The sequence below is a fragment of the Flavobacterium limi genome, assembly GCF_010645075.1.
Classification (GTDB): Bacteria; Bacteroidota; Bacteroidia; order Flavobacteriales; family Flavobacteriaceae; genus Flavobacterium; species Flavobacterium limi.
In genome coordinates, this window is record NZ_JAADZV010000003.1 from 222276 (window position 1) to 242262 (window position 19987).

Genomic DNA, 19987 nt, shown 5'->3' on the forward strand with positions numbered 1-19987 from the left:
GATTAAAAAAATGCAGTGCTGTTAGTAAAATAGCACTGCATTTTTTAATTTTACATATCTCTAAAATGTTTCCAAAATGAGTTTTTACTGGGTCAAAACGAATTCATTTATCAAAAGGATATTTTCTAAGTATTGTTGGGATATTCCAAACAAAGAGAAGAAAATATACCTCACTTTTGATGATGGGCCAACTCCAGAAATTACGGACTGGGTGCTAACCGAATTGAAGAAATTTGACGCAAAGGCAACTTTCTTTTGTATCGGAAAAAATATCAAAGCTAACTTAGACTTATTTGAAAAATTAATAACCGAAGGCCACTCTATAGGAAATCACACTATGAATCATGTTAATGGTTGGAAGAGCCATACTAATGATTACATTGAAAACGTACAAAATTGTGCTGCCGTTTTAGAAGAAGAAAAAAACTGCAACCTGATATTTCGTCCTCCTTATGGGAAGATAAAGAAAGCTCAATCCAAAATCCTAAGAAAACTAGGATATAAAATCGTAATGTGGGATGTTTTAAGCGCAGATTTTGACCAGAGTATTACTCCTCAAAAATGCCTTGAAAATGTTATCAAAAATGTAACATCCGGAAGTGTAATCGTATTTCATGACAGTATAAAGGCATCGCAAAATTTAAAATTTGCACTTCCTAAAACTTTACATTTTTTAAAAGAAAACGGATATGATTTTGATGTTATCCGATAAATAATAGCAAATAAGAAAAAATTATTATACCCCAAATTGTTCCTGAACAATCCCAATGATAGTATTAGCATCCAACTCACCAGATTGTCTCCAGATCATTTGCCCTTCTTTATAGATCATCAGCGTTGGAAGCCCTTTAATCCGTAAAGCTTCTGCTAATTCCTGATTTTTATCAACATCAATTTTAATTACCTTAGCTTTATCACCAAGTGCAGCCGCAACGTCCTTAATAACAGGATGCATTGAAACTGACGATTCATTCCAGTCTGTGTAAAAATCAATTAGCACAGGTACCTGAGCATTTATTAGTTCTCCAAATTTTGACATAAAACCAAAAATTTAAATTTTTAAATCTGCTAAAAAGAGATTACATTATACAAATGTAGCATTTTTACCGAATTAAGCCACATTGTTACCCTTTTTTAGTTCAATTACTGTGATTTCCGGCATGATACCCACACGTCCAGGATAAGCATGAAAACCAAAGCCTCTGTTTACATAAACATATCTTCCTAAGTTCTCATAAAGCCCCGCCCACTGCTTGTAAATATATTGTGCCAGACTCCATTTAAAATATCCCGGGATTTCAATCCCAAATTGCATTCCATGAGTATGTCCTGACAATGTTAGATGAAAGTTTTTAGGATGCTCTTTTATCTCTGCATCCCAATGACTAGGATCGTGACTCATTACGATTTTAAAATCATTCTCATCAACATGCTGAGATGCTTTATTCAGATCTCCCGCCTTTTTAAAATTCACTCCCCAGTTCTCAACCCCTATCAAAGCAATTTTATCATTGCCTTTATAAATATAAGCATGTTCGTTTAACATTAATTTAAATCCAATCTGCCCGTAAAGATTTTTAATTGCCTGAAAATTTTCATCTTTTTGTTTTTCTGAAGGCCAAGCTACATATTCACCATAATCATGATTTCCTAAAATAGAAAACTTTCCGTATTTGTAATTCTTTATTCGACTGAAAGCATCTATCCAGGGATGCATTTCTTTAGCATGCGTATTGACAATATCTCCTGTAAACAAAATCAAATCTGATTCCTGATCGTTAATTAAATCAATAGCATAATTTATTTTTTCAGAATTGTCAAAACTCCCACTATGAACGTCCGAAATCTGTGTTATTTTAAATCCGTCAAAAGCATCAGGCAGATCCGGAAAAAAGATGGTTTGCTTAAATACTTTAAAGTTGTATTTCCCTTCAAAAATTCCATAAATCAAAGACAAAAACGGAACAGCCGCCAACCCTAAAGCCAATTGACTCACAAATTTTCGTCTTTCGGGCATCATTTCTTTTCTTGGTGCATTGTACATACAATAATTTAGAATACTGGCACCAATCCTGAAAACATCTTCTCCAAATAAAATAAGCGTAATTACAATTTTAGGAACATAGACCAGCAACATTAAACCCATACTAAACATAGTAAATTTGGTTTGTCCAACCGAACGGTCAAATTGCGTAAATGAATAAACAATAAAAACCATAAGCATTATACTAATAACCTGATAAGCTATTAAAACCCATCTCAATTTGATCAGAGTACGAAAGGCCTGATAGGAATAGAACTCAATAAGCAAGAAAAGAGCACACAGAATTACAAAACGAAGAATCATTATTTACAGTTTTAAACAAAGTAACAAATAATGAAAATTTTAACGCTTTTTATTATCAAAATTTTAACTAGAAAAAGAAACCCGTTTATCAAGGAAATCAATTTCAAAAATCAAATTAACCTGGAAGCTTTATATAATTTTAAATAACAATCAGTTTTTAAAACCCAATTGTTTATTTTTACAGACTAATATTTTTTTTATGTCAACTCAAAAACGCCTTTTTCTTTTAGACGCCTACGCTTTAATTTTTCGCGGTTATTATGCTTTTATTAAAAACCCGAGAATCAACTCAAAAGGAATGGATACATCAGCAATCATGGGGTTCATGAACTCACTTTTAGATGTCATCAAACGCGAAAAACCAGATCATTTAGCCGTTGCTTTTGACAAGGAAGGAAGCCATGTAAGAACAGAAATGTTTTCTGACTATAAAGCAAATCGTGACGCTACTCCAGAAGCCATTAAAATTGCAATTCCATACATTCAGGACTTGTTAAGAGCCATGCATATTCCAATTATTGAAGTTGCAGGCTGCGAAGCTGATGACCTGATAGGAACCATCGCCAAACAAGCTGAAAAACAAAACTACAAAGTATTTATGGTGACTCCCGATAAGGATTTTGCACAATTAGTCTCAGAAAATATTTTTATGTACAAACCGGCCCGAATGGGTAATGGAATCGAAATTTGGGGAATTCCTGAAGTTCTGGCAAAATTTGAAGTAGAAAGACCGGAACAGGTAATCGATTTTCTTGGAATGATGGGTGACGCTGTCGATAATATCCCAGGACTTCCGGGTGTTGGCGAAGTTACCGCCAAAAAATTCCTTAAAGAATTTGGCTCCATAGAGAACCTTTTAGAAAACACACATTTGCTGAAAGGCAAAATGAAAGAAAACATAGAAGCGAATAAAGACAAAGGAATTTTATCTAAAAAACTGGCAACTATTATCTGTGACTGCGATGTTGTTTTTAACGAAGACGACTACGAACTTTCCCGTCCGGATATAGAAAAAACTGATGCTATTTTTCAGGAACTGGAGTTTAGAAGAATGGCTGAACAGTTCGATAATTTATTCAAAGTGGGAGGAGGAAATGAATTAGTTGAGAATAATTCTTCCGAGGCCAAATTATACAAAAAACCACAGCCTAAAAATGAAGATCAGTTTGATCTTTTTGGCGGTCAAACTACAGAGGAAAACACAGAAGAGAGAACTTCATTTTATAATACTTTAGAAAACACACCGCACTCGTATCAGCTTGTTCAGGGTGATTTAGGAATTAAATTGCTTTTACAGAATTTACAAAAGCAGACTTCTGTTTGTTTTGACACAGAAACAACAGGATTAGACGCTTTGCATGCTGAGCTTGTTGGGGTTTCGTTTTCGTATGAAAAGGGAAAAGGATATTATGTTCCGTTTCCGGAAAACCAGGAAGAAGCAAAGGTTTTAATCGACAAATTCAAGCCATTTTTTGAGAATGAAAATATCGAAAAAATTGGCCAGAATCTAAAATACGATTTAAAAATCCTTTCTAATTATGGCATCACAGTAAAAGGAAAACTTTTTGACACTATGATTGCGCATTATCTTATCAATCCGGATATGCGTCATAACATGGATATTTTAGCAGAAACGTATTTGAAATATTCTCCTAAGTCAATTGAAACTTTAATTGGAAAAAAAGGAAAAAGTCAACTTTCAATGCGCGATGTTACACTTGAAGACATTAAAGAATATGCTGCAGAAGATGCTGATGTAACCCTACAACTGAAAGAAATTTTCACGACAGAATTAGACAAAACCGAAACCAAAAAGTTATTTGAGGAGATTGAAATCCCATTGGTAAGTGTTTTGGCCGCCATGGAAACAGAAGGAATTCGTCTGGATGTTGAGTTCTTAAAATTAATGTCTGCAGAAATGGATCTTGAAATTAAAACTCTTGAACAAAATATTTACGAAACTGCAGGCGAAAAATTCAATCTCGCTTCACCAAAACAATTAGGTGATATTTTATTCGATAAACTTAAAATCGGAGGCGCTAAACAAAAGAAAACCAAAACAGGTCAATATGCTACCGGCGAAGAAGTTTTGACTTATTTAGCCAACGACAATCCAATTGTTAAAGAAATCCTCGACTGGCGTCAGATGGTAAAATTACAAAGCACCTATATTTTGGCTTTACCTGAACAAGTTGACAAAAAAACACTGCGAGTTCATACAGATTATATGCAGACAGTTGCTGCAACAGGTCGCTTGAGTTCTAATAATCCAAATCTTCAAAACATTCCGATCCGTACCGAAAGAGGACGTCAGATCCGTAAAGCTTTTGTTGCTCGTGACGAGAATCACACACTGATTTCTGCCGATTATTCTCAAATAGAATTAAGAATCATTGCAGCTTTAAGTGGCGAAGAAAACATGATCAAAGCATTTCAGGACGGAGAAGATATTCACAAAGCAACAGCAGCAAAAGTTTTTAACGTGCCTTTAAATGACGTTTCCCGCGAGCAAAGAAGCAATGCAAAAACTGTAAACTTTGGAATTATATATGGTGTTTCCGCTTTTGGATTAAGCAACCAGACTTCATTGTCACGAAGTGAAAGTGCAGCTTTGATAGAAGCTTACTACAATACTTATCCGAAATTAAAATCATACATCTCAGACCAGGTTGAATTTGCCCGCGAAAACGGCTATGTACAAACGATTTTAGGCCGTCGTCGTTACTTAAAAGACATAAACTCTGCAAATGCAGTAGTGAGAAGCGCTGCTGAAAGAAATGCCGTAAATGCACCAATTCAGGGAAGTGCTGCTGATGTGATTAAAATCGCAATGATCAACATTCATAAAAAACTTCAGGACGAAAACTGGAAATCTAAAATGCTGTTACAGGTACATGACGAGCTTGTGTTTGATGTTCACAACGATGAGCTCGAAAAAATCCAACCGATGATTAAACACGAAATGGAAAATGCTTTTAAAATGACCGTTCCTTTGGAAGTTGAATTAGGACTGGGCAAAGACTGGTTAGAAGCTCATTAAAATTTATCTTTAAAACCGAAAGCGTCCCGATTAATTTTCAGGACGCTTTTTTATGCAATTGAAATCAGATTTTATATAAATCAAAAAAACCACCACAAAACTGTGATGGTTTTTCGCTGAGCCGATAGAGGGACTCGAACCCACGACCTGCTGATTACAAATCAGCTGCTCTAGCCAGCTGAGCTACATCGGCCTCATTACGGGTGCAAAGATAAAATTGTTTTTTAATATTCCAAAAAATATTTCACACCTCTCTCTATAATTAAAAAAACCATCACATTTCTGTGATGGTTTTCCGTTGAGCCGATAGAGGGACTCGAACCCACGACCTGCTGATTACAAATCAGCTGCTCTAGCCAGCTGAGCTACATCGGCCTCATTACGGGTGCAAATATAAAGCGGTTTTTGGTTTTGCCAAAATAAATCTGCACTTTTTTACACTTTTTTTTTCTTACAATGCGTTGATTTTTTCAATCAATTGATTAGCAGTTTGTTCTAATTCAACATTGATTTGTTTGAAATGTGCTTTTTTATTTTCAACATTTTTTGCGTTCACTTTTGTTATTAAAGTATCAAAAGCATTGATAGCCTCATCAACTAAAGCATTCGTCTCCGGAGTTGGATTTCCTGTTGTAGACATCTCAAACAAGTAAACCGCTTCAATAATATCTCCTAATACGAAATTGATGTCTTTCTTTAAATTCTTAACGTTTGCCATTTTAATTTTAATTTTAATTTGCGTCTGCAAAAGTACATATTATCTTTAGAATATATGTTAAGAAATGTAAATTTCTAAAATTGAAGCATTTCCGTTCAAAACAAATGCATTAATCTGAGCCGGTACTAAAACTGTATCTCCTTTTTTATACGATTGCTTAAAACCGTCATATTCAATCTCAAAACTTCCTTCAATGCACATATAAACCGTAAATGTTTCTCCGGATTTAGAAACTTCAATTGCATTTTCTAACGGAATGAAATTCGTTGTAAAGTACGGACAATCAACGATTACATTTGATGCATTTGTTTTTGTTTCGTATTTCTTCTGTGTATCTACCTTATTATAATTTATTGCATCAAGTGCCAAATCAACATGCAGTTCCCTTGTATTTCCCTGAGCATCTTTACGGTCAAAATCATACAAACGATAAGTAATATCTGAAGTCTGCTGTATTTCGGCCACAACCAGCCCTGCTCCTATCGCATGGACTGTTCCTGTTTCTAAAAAGAAAACATCACCTGATTTTGCTTTAACATCATCCAGAATTGAAACCAGAGTCTTATCATTTAAATGCTGTAAATATTCTTCTTTGCTTGAATCTTCTTTAAAGCCAACAATAATTCTGGAATCCGGATCAGCCTGCATTACGTACCACATTTCGGTTTTTCCGAAAGAATTGTGACGTTCTTTGGCTAATTTATCATTTGGATGAACCTGGATTGAAAGGTCTTCCCTGGCATCTAAATACTTAAAAAGTAACGGAAATTGCTTTCCGAAGCGTTTGTAAACTGCTGTCCCCAGAATTTCGTCAGGCATATCATTTATAAGATCCATAAGAGATTTCCCTTTCAGTTCTCCATCAGATACAATACTAACATCACCTTCTACAGTTGAGAGCTCCCAGCTTTCTCCTGTAATTTTTGAAGTGATTGCTTTATTTAATATAGTTTTAAGTTTTTCTCCACCCCAGATTCTTTCTTTTAGAATTGGCTGGAATTGTAAGGGATATAAATTAGATTTCATACTTTAATTTTAAGGCTAATATTTATAATTAAATAAAAAGGTACTATTATTTTTGACAATTTACAATACCAATTCTTTAATTGTACCTAAAGCTTTTGGAATATGACTGGCAGCATTTACACTATCGAAAATCAATATAACAACACCATTTCTGTCAATAACATACGTTACCCTTCCTGGCAGGAGTCCAAACAAATTATTTTTAACTCCAAAAAGGTTCCTCAGTTTCTTATCCTGATCCGACAATAAAATAAAAGGTAATTCGTGTTTTTTGGCAAATTTATGGTGTGATTTGACACTGTCACTGCTGATTCCAATTACTTCAGCACCTAAATCTTTAAAATCTTCGTATTGATCCCTAAAGCTACAAGCCTCGGTAGTACATCCGGGTGTATTATCTTTTGGATAAAAATAAATCACTAAAGGCTTTCGTCCTAAAACGCTTTGGCTTTCAAAAACTTCTCCGTGGCTATCTTTCGCAGTAAAATTCGGAACTATATCTCCTATTTTTAACGACATTCTTTATTCTCCTTTATAAGTTACAAAATTGCGGTCTGTTTCGTTCAAAACGACTTCTAAGTCAAAATCTGATTGAATTCTTTTTCTAATTTTATTCCATATCACAACAGCAATATTTTCTGCAGTTGGATTCAAATCCTGAAATTCCGGAACATCCAGATTCAGGTTTTTGTGATCGAACGGAATCTCTACTTCTTCAAGTATAATATCCGCTAACACTTTCACATCTAAAACAAAACCAGTTTCCGGGTCAATTTTTCCTGTAACACTTACTGTTAAACCATAATTATGACCATGAAAGTTCGGATTATTACATTTTCCAAAAACAGCATTGTTTTTTTCAAATGTCCAGTCTTTCCTATGCAATCGATGTGCAGCATTAAAATGTGCCTTTCTTGATATGGTTACTCTCATTGGTTGGTTAGTCGTTAAATTTATGGTCTTCTAAATAATGATAAAATTCATCAAAAATTATTTTAAACCATACAGTATAAATTTCGGGCTTCTTTTCAATATCTTCTTTTACAGCTTCAATCTTCATCCATTTCCAGTCTTCTACTTCTTCTAAATTGATTGACGGACTCTCATTATAGTATCCAATCATTACGTGATCAAGCTCATGTTCGGTCAAACCGTTATCAAAAGGCGCTTTATATATAAAATGAAACAACTCTTTTAATTCTGTCTTAAAACCCATTTCTTCGAACAACCTCCTGCTTCCTGCTTCTACATTTGATTCCCCTTCTCGCTGATGACTGCAACAAGTATTTGTCCAGAGTAACGGTGAGTGATACTTTTGATGAGCGCGTTGCTGGAGCATTATTTGATTATTATCATTTAAAATAAAAACTGAAAATGCCCGGTGTAAAAGTGCTTTTTCGTGCGCTTCTAATTTTGGCATTAAACCAATCTGCTCGTCATTCTGATTTACTAATATTACATTTTCTTCTATCATAGTGCGTATTGATATAACAAAAATACGAAAAAAGAATTGGCTGGAAAATCTCAGAAAACATTGTGAAAAGTTTAACTGGCTACGAATATTATAATTTACTCATCAACAACAAAATACAACATATTAATTTCAATAAAAACCTTAAAAATAAGATTCTAAAAACCACTTCAATTTATTTTGCGTAAATAATAGAAAGTTAAAACATACTTAAAAAAAACTCAATTGTACAATACCCAACATTTCCTTTCAAAACCGAATTGTACATTTGAAATAAAAATTAAAGCATTCAAAACAATGAAATCAACCACACAATTTTTCAGCCTTTGCTTTTTAATTCCACTTTTTATTCTTGAGGCTTGCGGACAGTCAACAAAAAAAGAAGACAAAAAAACTGTAACTACTGAAAATAAAATAAATAAACCAGGAAATCCTTATTATTCCAATACAGACTCTACAAAACTAAATGTAACTGATACAGAATGGAAAAAAGTGCTGCCGGAAGACGTTTATGCAGTAATGCGCGAAGCAGACACTGAAAGACCTTTTACTGGAAAGTATTGGAATACAGATGAAAAAGGAACTTATTACTGCGCTTCATGTGGAAATAAACTTTTTAGATCCGGAGCCAAGTTTGCAAGTAACTGCGGATGGCCAAGTTTTTTTGAACAAGACAATAAAAAAAGCGTTGTTTATAAAAAAGATAATTCACTTGGAATGGAAAGAATCGAAGCGCTCTGCGGAAGATGTGACGGACATTTAGGTCACTTATTTGATGATGGTCCCGCACCAACCGGAAAACGTTATTGCATGAATTCGATTGCACTTGATTTTATTCCTGATTCTCAAAAATAATTCAACATATGAAAAATATCATTTTATTCTTCTTTGCATCATTATCTCTTAGTAGTTTTTCTCAGGGAAGCAAAACAAAAAACACATCAAATCTGGAAACCATCATACTGGGTGGAGGATGTTATTGGTGTGTTGAAGCTGTTTACGAAAATTTAGAAGGTGTAAAATCTGTAGTTTCCGGATTTTCAGGAGGAAAAGTCGTTAATCCAACTTATGAAGAAGTTTGCACAGGAACAACGGGCCATGCTGAAGTTGTACAGATTACTTATGATAAAACAGTAACCGATATCAACGAAATTTTCAAAGTTTTCTTTACAGTTCATGATCCAACAACTTTAAACAGACAAGGTGCAGATATTGGCACACAATACCGTTCTGTAATTTTCTATAAAAATGTGGATCAGAAAAAAGCAGCTCAAAATATTATTGCTGAATTAAACAAAGCAAAGGTTTACGATAGTCCGATTGTTACAAAAATTGAGCCTGTCACAAAATTTTATAAAGCTGAAGATTATCATCAGAATTATTATGCCAACAACAAAAATCAGCCGTATTGCAAAATGGTCATTCAGCCAAAAATAGAAAAATTTGAAAAAGTTTTTAAAACTAAACTAAAAAAGAAGCCTTAAAAACCAACAATTCAATTTACTATAAAAAAAGAAAAGTCTGAATCAATAATAAATTCAGACTTTTCTTTTTTAAGTATTTAGATATCCTTAGTGACTAACATCTAAGGAGTAAAATTTCACATTTGCATACGCTCCTGTTTCATCCCCCTGAAGATTACATCCAACAGTAAAATAGTTATCAAATGCATTCCACAATTTGTAATCACCTCCGGAATAAACCTTTTTTTCACCATTCACACTAACTTCCATCTTTCCGTCAGTAATCTCAATTTGAAAATTAAATTTATCAAAATCTACCTTGTTTTTAAAAGTATAACCATCATCATCAATCCAGGAATCCTCTTTTAGCACATCAACTCCGGTAATAGAAGGATCAGCCAACCTTTTTGATCTTAATTTTATATATCCGTTATCCCAAAAAACTTTCAATATAGATGGAGCAGTTTTATCTTTCGCCCCTATCAAATTAACCTGTTCTTCCTTTAATCTTCCACCAATTTGAGCAAATATAACACGTGGATGCATATCATTCTTCTTATAAATATCTCCCATTTTTAATGAAGCTTTCAATTTAGCTCCTTGCTTAAAAGTCCAGCTTGCATCACCTCCGAAAGAATTTTGTTCTTTCAAATCTGTTTTATTAAATGATCTTTTAGATTTTATAGATGGATACACATAAAACACCAGCGATCTGTCTGTTAAATCATTAAACATAAATTTTTGAATATCCCTATTTTCGGCATAATCCAAAATTTTTGGCGCTTTAAATGTCGTAACAGAACCTTCAGGAATTGTCAGCTTCCATAATAATAAATCTATTTTTGGCGCTTTTTGAGCATGAATTAGAAAAGTAGTACTTGTTAATAGTAATAAAAGATAAGTTCTAATTTTTTTCATTTTTTTGCTTGTTTTTGGATTAAAATAATTGTAAAAAATCGAATTATTGATAAAATTGCATCCAAACTGTATTATAAAAAGCATTTATAATTTTAGTTCTGTTCATAATAAAATACAAATAAATTTTACCTTGTAATCGATTGCATAAAATTATATTTTTTTTTTAATTTCATTATATTTTTTTAAAATATTTTTCCTATTCCTTAAAAAATTAAGCTAAAAAATAACAATCTATAATTAAAAATCAAAATATGCTGTTTTTAAGTGAGAAAAAAACAGCATAAACAACAAATCGTTGAATATTTAAAAAAGTTGAATTTTGAAAATTTAACCAATTTTTCTGTAAAATATTGAATTACAAAGTAATTACATACAAAAAAATATTTATTTTTTTGTTTAGCTACTGCAAAAAAAATAAAAAAAAGCAAAATAAAACTAAATAATGCATAGAAATAGAATTTGCCGGCATTAAAAATAAATATTACTTATTTACCTAATCCAACTTATCAATTTTTATCTTAATTATTTCTGATAATTCTAAAATCCTTACAACATCAATTTTGTTTACGACAAAAAACAAATAATTATCACCATATGTGTCGTAAGTCATTAATTCAAGATTTAATTTCTCTAATGCCGACTGGATATAAGGAAACAAATTATGACTATACGTTTCTTGAGGATATTCAAAATTTAAATTTTCTCCAATCATTTCGGAAATGAAATATTCTGCATCTTCCGGGTCAAATTTCCAGTCACTGTTCCAGCAATTTATACTTTCAAAAAAATCAAAATGCCCGTCAACTATACTATGATATTGCGTCACATCCTCATTAAAGTTTTTAAAAAGCAGTTTGGATTGTTTTTTAAGCTCCTTTTCTTCTATATTAGCCCTGGAAACCAAATTTACAAACTCCTCAAAAGTCTGTAAAGTAACTTCTTCGGCTGTTATCAGGTTTTCTGAAGAAGGAAGTACTATATTATCTGGAATTTGAATGTTTAAATATTGACATATACCCTGCAAAACGAGTTTAAAGTCCTTAACCCCTATTGCCTGACTTTCATTTTTAGGATTATTAAAATCCAAAAGTTCACTATCCAATAAACCTTTTATATAATCAAAGAAATGGGTACCTGAATATAAAATTTTAAAATCGTTTGTTTCTATACTATCTGTACAGCAAAAAAAGATAATAAAATTTTTTATAGTACGATTAAACATCTTTTTCTCATCAGAAGTAGGCTCAGAATAAAACTGAAAATGTATAAAATCATATTCAAATCCTTGATCAATCATTTCCTGAGAAAGAGTCCCAATATTCATTTTTTTATAAAGTTCATTTAAAACTTCATAGGAACTACTAAATCCGGCTTTCTCAATTTCAGACCTGCTCTCTTCATGATCTAATGAACCCGGAAAATAAAACAAATTAACCGAAACGTGTTCCTTAATTCCTTTTACTTTAAGTTCTAAATTTCCTCCTTCATTATATAAGTAAGAATATATCTGATCAATAATATCAAAAGAAATGATTGATTTTGGATCGTTGTTCCTGCTAAATAAACCGGAAAAAAAGTTTTTCATGTGGCGCATAATTATTAAAACTAGTACAATATATATATTACAATTTTTTAATACCCAAGAAAAAGCAAAAAGTACATTATTTCAACGATTCAGCAATCATCAAAGCACATTTTTCTCCATCAATTGCAGCCGAAATAATTCCCCCTGCATAACCTGCGCCTTCTCCACACGGATACAAGCCTTTGATTTGCAAATGTTCTAAAGTGTGAGAATCTCTCGGAATCCTGACCGGAGATGAAGTCCGGCTTTCAGGAGCATGCAAAATCGCTTCGTTCGTAAGATAACCACGCATCGATTTCCCGAATTCCTGAAAACCCTGACGCATTATCTGTGATAGAAATCCCGGAAAAACCTGACCCATTTCTACCGAAGTCGTTCCGGGAACATAAGAAGTTTTGGGAATATCTGAAGAAACTTTATTTTGTGTAAAGTCTATCATTCGCTGGGCAGGAACTTTTTGAGTCCTTCCTGCTAAGTGCCATGCCTTTTGTTCAATGCTCTTTTGAAATTCCATTCCGGCCAGAGCACCGAATTTAGCAAAAGGTTTAAAATCCTCTAATTTTAATTCCACTACAATACCTGAATTCGCTGTTGACTGATCGCGTTTAGAAGGTGACCAACCGTTTGTAACCACTTCGCCCGGGCTAGTTGCGCATGGGGCAATCACACCTCCCGGACACATACAAAATGAATACATACCACGACCGTTTACCTGCTTTACAATAGAATAAGGTGCCGGAGGTAAATGTTCTCCGCGATAATCACAACTATACTGAATACTATCGATTAATTGTTGCGAATGTTCTGCCCTAACTCCCAAAGCAAATGGTTTTGCTTCTATAAAAATTTTCTTTTTATCTAATAATTCAAAAACATCCCGAGCCGAATGCCCCGTTGCTAAGATTAATTTATTTGCAAGAATCCTGTCTCCGTTTTGAGTTACGATTCCTTGTACTTCATTATTTTTTACTAAAATATCCGTTACCCGGGTATCAAACAAAACCTGACCCCCAAATTCGATTATTTTATTACGGATATCTTCTATTATTTTAGGCAATTTGTTGGTTCCTATATGCGGATGTGCTTCTACCAAAATATCTTCAGAAGCTCCAAAAGCAACTAAAAGTTCCAAAATACGGGTTACATCCCCACGTTTTTTAGAACGTGTGTATAACTTCCCATCTGAATAAGTTCCTGCACCGCCTTCACCAAAACAATAATTAGAATCTTCGTTTACTATATGCTCCCTGTTGATTGCTTTCAGGTCACGTCTGCGTCCACGAACGTCTTTACCCCGTTCGAGTACAATTGGCTTTAAGCCTAATTCAACTAACTGCAAAGCTGCAAACAGTCCTGCCGGACCTGCACCAACTACAATTACTTCCTGAGCTTTCGAAACGTCTTTATATATAGGCAGTTGAATTTTAGCTTCCTGAAATGATTCACCTTTTAAATAAATAAATACTTTTAAATTGACTTTTATCGCTTTTTGCCGCGCATCAATTGAACGCTTCAGAATTGAAACATGCTGAATTTCTTTGAGAGAAACTTTTATTTGTTTGGACAAATAGTCTTTTAGCAATAATTCATTTGCTGCTATTTCGGGAGTTACCTGAAGTAAAAGTTCTCTTGGCATCGTGTTTTATTTATTCTATTAGCTTTTCTATCTATGAAAAGAACATGCAAAAATAACATTTTGAACTGAGACTTTGTACCTTTGTTTCTTTGAAACTTTGTACCTATAAATAATGTCCAGAAAAATAAAACTAATTTGGGATTTTCGGGGTCCGGCATCTGCAAAAACAGCTGAGCACCATGAAATTCATTTGAAAGAATATATTGCTATTGAAAAGCTTCCGTTAAATATTACGGGATTTAAAGTGATAAACGATATGCATGCCATAGCTTTTATGGTGGCAACTGACGAAAATATGATTCAGGTAAGAGATGCTTTGAAGCCCCATCGAGGAGAAGTTTATACAGAGTAAAATTCTAAATTTTTGAATTCCAAAATAAAAAAATCCAAATTCCAATACTAGACTGTAGATTTGGAATTTGGATTTTAAAAGATTGGGATTTATTTATTTTAATTCGCAACCTCACTAATAAATTTGATTCGCATCAAACGCAACTCGTCAATATCGTAATCACCATCAAACTCTTTTAAGGCATCTTCTATTTTATCAGATTCTGATTCCATGAAATAATCGTGGATTTCTTCCTGCTGATCATCATCAAGCATATCATCAACCCAATATTTGATATTTAATTTGGTTCCGGAATAAACGATTTGTTCCATCTCTTTAATCAACGCATCCATTGTTAATCCTTTTGCAGAAGCAATATCGCTTAAAGGCAATTTTCTGTCGATATTCTGAATGATGTATAATTTATTGGCCGAATTGACTCCTGTAGATTTTACAACCAAATCGTCCGGGCGGATAATATCGTTATCTTCAACATATCTGCTGATTAAAGCGACAAACTCTCCTCCGTATTTTTTCGCTTTTCCTTCCCCAACTCCATGAATATTAAACAATTCCTGTAATGTAATTGGATATTTTAAAGCCATATCCTCTAAAGAAGGATCCTGAAAAACCACAAATGGAGGTACCCCCAGTTTTTTGGCCACTTTTTTCCGAAGTTCTTTCAACATTCCGGTCAAAACCTCATCAGAAGTCCCAGAGGATTTGGATGATGCCACAATTGATTCATCATCAGCTTCGCTGTATTCATGATCTTCAGACATCATAAACGAAACCGGTTTTTTGATAAAATCCAATCCTTGTTGTGTTATTTTTACAACTCCATACGTTTCTATATCTTTTGACAAATAGCCCGACACTAAAACCTGACGTAATAATGCCATCCAGTATTTTTCATCATGATCTGAACCTGATCCGAAAAAGGACTGAACATCTGTTTTATGAGCCTTGATAACAGCGTTAATACGACCTATTAAGGTAAACACAATTTCTTTTGATTTGTAAATATGTTTGGTGTCACGAACAATTTCCAACAATTTGACAACCTGATCTTTTGCTTCAATTTTATTTTTCGGGTTACGAACGTTATCATCCATATCTGCTCCATCGCCATCATCCGGAAATTCTTCACCAAAATAATGCAGCAGGAACTTTCTTCTTGACATAGATGTTTCAGCATAAGCTACAACTTCCTGCAACAAAGCAAAACCTATTTCCTGCTCAGCTACCGGTTTTCCTGACATGAATTTCTCCAGCTTTTCCACATCTTTATAAGAGTAGTAAGCCAGACAATGTCCTTCTCCTCCATCGCGTCCTGCACGCCCCGTTTCCTGATAATAACTTTCTAATGATTTTGGAATATCATGATGAATCACAAAACGAACATCCGGTTTGTCAATTCCCATTCCGAACGCAATTGTTGCAACCACCACATCTACATCTTCCATCAAAAACATATCCTGATGTTTGGCACGGGTTTTAGCATCCAGCCCTGCGTGGTAAGGCACCGCACTGATTCCGTTTACCTGTAAAACTTCAGCAATCGATTCAACTTTTTTACGGCTTAAACAGTAAATAATACCGGATTTGCCTTTATGCTGTTTGATAAACCGAATAATATCCGACTCAATACTTTTTGTTTTTGTTCGAACCTCGTAATAAAGGTTTGGCCTATTGAAAGATGCTTTAAAAGTATTTGCATCTGACATGTCCAGATTTTTCAAAATATCTTCCTGGACTTTTGGAGTTGCAGTTGCAGTAAGACCTATAATTGGTACCTGACCTAATTGTTTGATTATGTTTTTTAGATTTCTATATTCAGGCCTGAAATCATGACCCCATTCTGAAATACAATGCGCCTCATCAATTGCCACAAATGAAATGGATACACTTTGTAAAAAAGCTACATATTCTTCTTTTGTTAAAGATTCAGGTGCGACATATAAAAGTTTAGTCAAACCAGATGTAATATCTTTCTTAACCTGTGCAATTTCAGTTTTTGTAAGAGATGAATTCAGTACATGAGCAATTCCATTTTCAGAAGAAAGACTTCGAATGGCATCGACCTGATTTTTCATTAAGGCAATTAGTGGAGAAACAACTATAGCTGTCCCATCCTGAATTAAAGCAGGCAGTTGATAGCAAAGAGATTTACCGCCTCCGGTTGGCATAATAACAAATGTATTTTTTTTATTTAAAATACTTGTAATAACTTGTTCCTGCAAACCCTTAAATTGGCTAAAGCCGAAATACTTCTTTAATTCTTTATGTATTTCAATTTCGTTTGAACTCATTCTTTATATTAATGGTATTTTTGTATAAATTTGCATCATAAAGATACGAATTTCTTTCACATTCACAAATTTTAACTTTCCTGTTTTGATTACAAAAGAAAATATTTTAGCTATCGCAAAAAAAACAATACTCTCTGAAAGTGAAGCAATTACAAAGCTAATCGATTTCCTTGATGAAAATTTTTACGAAGCAACCCAACGAATTTACGAAACAAAAGGGCGATTAATCGTTACAGGAATTGGAAAAAGTGCCATTATTGCACAAAAAATGGTTGCGACCTTTAATTCAACCGGAACACCTTCCATGTTTCTTCATGCTTCTGAAGCGATTCATGGCGATTTAGGGATGATTCAGAATGATGACATCATAATTTGTATATCAAAAAGCGGAAACAGTCCTGAAATCAAAGCTTTAGTTCCTTTATTAAAACGCTTTGGAAATGTCTTGATTGGAATGACAGGAAATATAACTTCATTTTTAGCCAAAGGCTCTGATTACGTTTTAAACACCACTGTTGACATGGAAGCCTGCCCCATAAATCTGGCCCCTACAAACAGTACGACTGCCCAGCTTGTAATGGGCGATGCTCTTGCAGTCTGTTTGATGGAAATGCGTGACTTCAAACCCGAGGATTTTGCAGTATATCATCCGGGAGGAGCTTTAGGGAAAAAATTATTACTCCGTGTAAAAGATATGATTGAGAATTCTCTAAAACCTACGGTAACTCCTGAAACACCTGTTAAAAAAGTAATTTTTGAAATTTCCGAAAAAAGACTTGGTGTAACTGCCGTTATTGAAAACAACAAAATAGTAGGAATTATTACTGACGGAGACATTCGAAGAATGCTAAACAACACAGATACAATAGCCGATTTAACCGCCAAAGATATTATGAGTAAAAACCCAAAATTAGTTTCTTCAAACACCATGGCCGTAGATGCCCTGAATATTTTAGAAGATTTTTCGATAACACAATTGATTGTTTCTGACAATGGCGAATACAAAGGAGTATTGCATTTACATGATATTTTAAAAGAGGGAATTATATAATGGCAAAGAAAAACCTTAACGAAATGTCATTTTTAGACCATCTAGAAGAATTAAGATGGCTATTAGTCAGAAGTACAATTGCTATTCTTGTAATGGCTTTTTTTACCTATTTTTTTAGTGATTATTTATTTGATGAAATAATTTTAGGCCCAACAAGACCTACTTTCTTTACTTATGTATGGTTTTGCGATTTATCTCATCAATTAGGGTTCGCAGACAGCATCTGCATTACTGAGCTGAATTTCATCATTCAAAATACTCAAATGGAAGGGCAAGTCAATATTTTTGTATGGATGTGTATTTTGGTAGGTTTCATTTTAGGCTTTCCTTATATTCTATGGGAGCTTTGGAAATTTATCAGCCCGGCTTTATATGAGAAAGAAAGAAAAAATGCTAAAGTATTTATTTTCACTTCCTCCCTCCTGTTTTTTTTAGGTGTAATTTTTGGATATTTTATAGTAATTCCAATGTCTGTAAATTTCGTTGCCACTTTCTCTGTAAGTGATGTGGTAAAAAATCAATTTACTCTTGACTCCTATATGGGAATGGTAAAAACGAGTGTTCTGGCAGGCGGCTTGTTCTTTGAGCTGCCAATCATCATTTATTTCTTAACCAAATTAGGATTAGTAACTCCGATTTTTTTAAGAAAATATTGGAAATATGCCGTAATTCTTATTTTGATTATTGCTGCAATCGTAACACCTCCGGACGTGGTCAGTCAGACAATTGTAGCAATACCAATGTTAATTATCTATGAAGTAAGTATCCTGATTTCAAAGGTTGTTTATAAAAATAAAGAAAAATAAAATGTCTGATATTATTCAAGAATTTAACGACTATCGTTCCAAGATGAACGAAAAATTACTCGCTGATAACAACAAAATTGTAAAGCGAATTTTTAATCTTGACACTAATGCATATGCGTCGGGCGCTTTGGATGTAAAAACAAAAGAACTTCTTGGCTTAGTAGCTTCTGCAGTTTTACGCTGTGATGACTGTGTAAAATATCATTTAGAAACAAGTTATAAAGAAGGCGTTACAAAAGAAGAAATGATGGAAGCAATGGGAATCGCCACTTTGGTTGGAGGTACAATTGTAATTCCGCACTTAAGAAGAGCTTACGAATTCTGGGAAGCACTCGAAGAATCGGAAAATTAGTCAATTAGATAATTTAACACGATATGTTAATTCATTTATTTGATTAATTAATTTTTATTTATTTTGCCGATCTGAGATTGAAATTATCTCATTTCCAAATTACCTAATCATCTAATTAAAAAAATGAAGCTAAGAGCCGATAATTTAATCAAAACCTACAAGGGACGAAGTGTTGTAAAAGGAATTTCTGTTGAAGTAAATCAGGGGGAAATAGTTGGATTGCTGGGTCCAAATGGTGCAGGAAAAACAACTTCTTTTTACATGATTGTAGGATTAGTAAAACCTAACCAGGGAAATATTTATCTCGATGATCTTAACATTACTGATTACCCAATGTACAAACGTGCCCAGCAAGGAATTGGTTATTTAGCACAGGAAGCTTCTGTTTTTAGAAAACTCAGCATTGAAGACAATATCTTAAGTGTTTTACAATTAACAAAACTTTCAAAAGAAGCTCAAATTGCAAAGATGGAAAGTTTAATTGAAGAATTCAGCTTAGAACACATTCGCACCAACCGTGGTGACTTGCTTTCTGGTGGAGAAAGACGTCGTACCGAAATTGCGCGTGCATTGGCAACAGATCCGAAATTTATTTTGTTGGACGAGCCTTTTGCCGGAGTTGACCCGGTTGCGGTTGAAGATATTCAGCGAATTGTAGCACAATTAAAAAACAAAAATATCGGAATCCTGATTACAGATCACAATGTTCAGGAAACTCTGGCTATTACCGACAAAACATATTTAATGTTTGAAGGAGGAATATTAAAAGCCGGAATCCCTGAAGAATTGGTTGAGGACGAAATGGTACGCCGTGTTTATTTAGGACAAAACTTTGAACTTCGTAAAAAGAAATTGGAATTCTAAAAATAGTAAAATGTAAATAGTAAAAAGTAAAATGTTCATTATTAATCAATTGTTCATTTTTCTTTTT

20 protein-coding genes and 2 tRNA genes are annotated in these 19987 nt (G+C 33.7%); 9 read left to right on the plus strand and 13 right to left on the minus strand.

Going from position 1 to position 19987, the window contains the following annotated elements; genetic code table 11:
• Positions 1–76 precede the first annotated feature (76 nt).
• Positions 77–712 (plus strand): polysaccharide deacetylase family protein, encoded by a 636-nt coding sequence (locus GXM16_RS08075; protein WP_163393890.1) that lies wholly within the window; start codon positions 77–79, stop codon positions 710–712.
• A 24-nt stretch (positions 713–736) separates the two neighbouring features.
• On the opposite strand, the gene GXM16_RS08080 is transcribed toward GXM16_RS08075, so the two are convergent.
• Positions 737–1039, minus strand: coding sequence for a thioredoxin family protein (locus tag GXM16_RS08080; protein WP_110347818.1), 303 nt, complete (start codon positions 1037–1039; stop codon positions 737–739).
• A 72-nt stretch (positions 1040–1111) separates the two neighbouring features.
• Positions 1112–2347, minus strand: a complete 1236-nt coding sequence (locus GXM16_RS08085; protein WP_163393891.1) for a metallophosphoesterase — start codon at positions 2345–2347, stop codon at positions 1112–1114.
• Between the two features lie 199 nt (positions 2348–2546).
• On the opposite strand from GXM16_RS08085, the gene polA reads away from it, so the two are divergent.
• Entirely contained in the window at positions 2547–5387 is a 2841-nt protein-coding gene (gene polA, locus GXM16_RS08090; RefSeq protein ID WP_163393892.1) for a DNA polymerase I, read from the plus strand.
• 119 nt (positions 5388–5506) lie between these two features.
• Here polA and GXM16_RS08095 read toward each other — a convergent pair.
• From GXM16_RS08095 to idi, 7 genes are all read right to left on the minus strand, one after another.
• A tRNA-Thr gene (locus tag GXM16_RS08095) sits at positions 5507–5580 on the minus strand.
• A 108-nt stretch (positions 5581–5688) separates the two neighbouring features.
• Positions 5689–5762 (minus strand) — tRNA-Thr (locus GXM16_RS08100).
• A 76-nt stretch (positions 5763–5838) separates the two neighbouring features.
• Positions 5839–6105, minus strand: coding sequence for a hypothetical protein (locus tag GXM16_RS08105; RefSeq protein WP_163393893.1), 267 nt, complete (start codon positions 6103–6105; stop codon positions 5839–5841).
• A 57-nt stretch (positions 6106–6162) separates the two neighbouring features.
• Positions 6163–7131, minus strand: a complete 969-nt coding sequence (locus GXM16_RS08110) for a type I phosphomannose isomerase catalytic subunit (RefSeq protein WP_163393894.1) — start codon at positions 7129–7131, stop codon at positions 6163–6165.
• Between the two features lie 60 nt (positions 7132–7191).
• On the minus strand, positions 7192–7650 hold the full coding sequence (locus GXM16_RS08115) for a peroxiredoxin (RefSeq protein ID WP_163393895.1): 459 nt from the start codon (positions 7648–7650) through the stop codon (positions 7192–7194).
• A gap of 3 nt (positions 7651–7653) precedes the next feature.
• Complete coding sequence (locus GXM16_RS08120; RefSeq protein ID WP_163393896.1) at positions 7654–8064, minus strand: 6-carboxytetrahydropterin synthase; 411 nt, start codon at positions 8062–8064, stop codon at positions 7654–7656.
• 7 nt (positions 8065–8071) lie between these two features.
• Entirely contained in the window at positions 8072–8605 is a 534-nt protein-coding gene (gene idi, locus GXM16_RS08125; RefSeq protein ID WP_163393897.1) for an isopentenyl-diphosphate Delta-isomerase, read from the minus strand.
• 294 nt (positions 8606–8899) lie between these two features.
• On the opposite strand from idi, the gene msrB reads away from it, so the two are divergent.
• Positions 8900–9457 carry a peptide-methionine (R)-S-oxide reductase MsrB gene (msrB, locus tag GXM16_RS08130; RefSeq protein WP_163393898.1) on the plus strand — a complete coding sequence of 186 codons (558 nt, stop codon included), beginning with the start codon at positions 8900–8902 and terminating at the stop codon, positions 9455–9457.
• 8 nt (positions 9458–9465) lie between these two features.
• Complete coding sequence (msrA, locus tag GXM16_RS08135) at positions 9466–10086, plus strand: peptide-methionine (S)-S-oxide reductase MsrA (protein WP_163393899.1); 621 nt, start codon at positions 9466–9468, stop codon at positions 10084–10086.
• An 87-nt stretch (positions 10087–10173) separates the two neighbouring features.
• Here msrA and GXM16_RS08140 read toward each other — a convergent pair whose 3' ends face one another.
• The 3 genes from GXM16_RS08140 to GXM16_RS08150 form a co-directional block, all read right to left on the minus strand.
• Positions 10174–10983 carry a polysaccharide lyase family 7 protein gene (locus GXM16_RS08140; RefSeq protein ID WP_163393900.1) on the minus strand — a complete coding sequence of 270 codons (810 nt, stop codon included), beginning with the start codon at positions 10981–10983 and terminating at the stop codon, positions 10174–10176.
• A 493-nt stretch (positions 10984–11476) separates the two neighbouring features.
• Positions 11477–12568, minus strand: a complete 1092-nt coding sequence (locus GXM16_RS08145) for a DUF6630 family protein (RefSeq protein WP_163393901.1) — start codon at positions 12566–12568, stop codon at positions 11477–11479.
• 76 nt (positions 12569–12644) lie between these two features.
• Positions 12645–14204, minus strand: a complete 1560-nt coding sequence (locus GXM16_RS08150; protein ID WP_163393902.1) for an NAD(P)/FAD-dependent oxidoreductase — start codon at positions 14202–14204, stop codon at positions 12645–12647.
• 112 nt (positions 14205–14316) lie between these two features.
• On the opposite strand from GXM16_RS08150, the gene GXM16_RS08155 reads away from it, so the two are divergent.
• Entirely contained in the window at positions 14317–14556 is a 240-nt protein-coding gene (locus GXM16_RS08155) for a hypothetical protein (protein WP_163393903.1), read from the plus strand.
• Between the two features lie 98 nt (positions 14557–14654).
• Here GXM16_RS08155 and recQ read toward each other — a convergent pair whose 3' ends face one another.
• Positions 14655–16847: a DNA helicase RecQ gene (gene recQ, locus GXM16_RS08160; protein ID WP_163393904.1), complete on the minus strand. Its 2193-nt coding sequence runs from the start codon at positions 16845–16847 to the stop codon at positions 14655–14657.
• Positions 16848–16932: 85 nt separating this feature from the next.
• On the opposite strand from recQ, the gene GXM16_RS08165 reads away from it, so the two are divergent.
• The 4 genes from GXM16_RS08165 to lptB all read left to right on the plus strand — a co-directional run bounded on the left by GXM16_RS08165 (position 16933) and on the right by lptB (position 19920).
• A complete protein-coding gene (locus tag GXM16_RS08165) occupies positions 16933–17898 on the plus strand; it encodes a KpsF/GutQ family sugar-phosphate isomerase (RefSeq protein WP_163393905.1) in 966 nt (321 codons plus the stop codon).
• A complete protein-coding gene (gene tatC / locus GXM16_RS08170) occupies positions 17898–18704 on the plus strand; it encodes a twin-arginine translocase subunit TatC (protein WP_163393906.1) in 807 nt (268 codons plus the stop codon). The genes GXM16_RS08165 and tatC overlap by 1 nt, the downstream gene beginning before the upstream one ends.
• Position 18705: 1 nt before the next feature.
• On the plus strand, positions 18706–19056 hold the full coding sequence (locus GXM16_RS08175; protein ID WP_163393907.1) for a carboxymuconolactone decarboxylase family protein: 351 nt from the start codon (positions 18706–18708) through the stop codon (positions 19054–19056).
• A gap of 123 nt (positions 19057–19179) precedes the next feature.
• Positions 19180–19920 carry an LPS export ABC transporter ATP-binding protein gene (gene lptB, locus GXM16_RS08180; RefSeq protein WP_031455966.1) on the plus strand — a complete coding sequence of 247 codons (741 nt, stop codon included), beginning with the start codon at positions 19180–19182 and terminating at the stop codon, positions 19918–19920.
• Positions 19921–19987 lie beyond the last annotated feature (67 nt).

Bases quoted from the DNA above. Each gene is read 5' to 3' on its own strand.
- GXM16_RS08075 (WP_163393890.1), top strand. From the start codon at position 77: ATGAGTTTTTACTGGGTCAAAACGAATTCATTTATCAAAAGGATATTT.
- GXM16_RS08080 (WP_110347818.1), bottom strand. From the start codon at position 1,039: ATGTCAAAATTTGGAGAACTAATAAATGCTCAGGTACCTGTGCTAATT.
- GXM16_RS08085 (WP_163393891.1), bottom strand. From the start codon at position 2,347: ATGATTCTTCGTTTTGTAATTCTGTGTGCTCTTTTCTTGCTTATTGAG.
- polA (WP_163393892.1), top strand. From the start codon at position 2,547: ATGTCAACTCAAAAACGCCTTTTTCTTTTAGACGCCTACGCTTTAATT.
- GXM16_RS08105 (WP_163393893.1), bottom strand. From the start codon at position 6,105: ATGGCAAACGTTAAGAATTTAAAGAAAGACATCAATTTCGTATTAGGA.
- GXM16_RS08110 (WP_163393894.1), bottom strand. From the start codon at position 7,131: ATGAAATCTAATTTATATCCCTTACAATTCCAGCCAATTCTAAAAGAA.
- GXM16_RS08115 (WP_163393895.1), bottom strand. From the start codon at position 7,650: ATGTCGTTAAAAATAGGAGATATAGTTCCGAATTTTACTGCGAAAGAT.
- GXM16_RS08120 (WP_163393896.1), bottom strand. From the start codon at position 8,064: ATGAGAGTAACCATATCAAGAAAGGCACATTTTAATGCTGCACATCGA.
- idi (WP_163393897.1), bottom strand. From the start codon at position 8,605: ATGATAGAAGAAAATGTAATATTAGTAAATCAGAATGACGAGCAGATT.
- msrB (WP_163393898.1), top strand. From the start codon at position 8,900: ATGAAATCAACCACACAATTTTTCAGCCTTTGCTTTTTAATTCCACTT.
- msrA (WP_163393899.1), top strand. From the start codon at position 9,466: ATGAAAAATATCATTTTATTCTTCTTTGCATCATTATCTCTTAGTAGT.
- GXM16_RS08140 (WP_163393900.1), bottom strand. From the start codon at position 10,983: ATGAAAAAAATTAGAACTTATCTTTTATTACTATTAACAAGTACTACT.
- GXM16_RS08145 (WP_163393901.1), bottom strand. From the start codon at position 12,568: ATGAAAAACTTTTTTTCCGGTTTATTTAGCAGGAACAACGATCCAAAA.
- GXM16_RS08150 (WP_163393902.1), bottom strand. From the start codon at position 14,204: ATGCCAAGAGAACTTTTACTTCAGGTAACTCCCGAAATAGCAGCAAAT.
- GXM16_RS08155 (WP_163393903.1), top strand. From the start codon at position 14,317: ATGTCCAGAAAAATAAAACTAATTTGGGATTTTCGGGGTCCGGCATCT.
- recQ (WP_163393904.1), bottom strand. From the start codon at position 16,847: ATGAGTTCAAACGAAATTGAAATACATAAAGAATTAAAGAAGTATTTC.
- tatC (WP_163393906.1), top strand. From the start codon at position 17,898: ATGGCAAAGAAAAACCTTAACGAAATGTCATTTTTAGACCATCTAGAA.
- GXM16_RS08175 (WP_163393907.1), top strand. From the start codon at position 18,706: ATGTCTGATATTATTCAAGAATTTAACGACTATCGTTCCAAGATGAAC.
- lptB (WP_031455966.1), top strand. From the start codon at position 19,180: ATGAAGCTAAGAGCCGATAATTTAATCAAAACCTACAAGGGACGAAGT.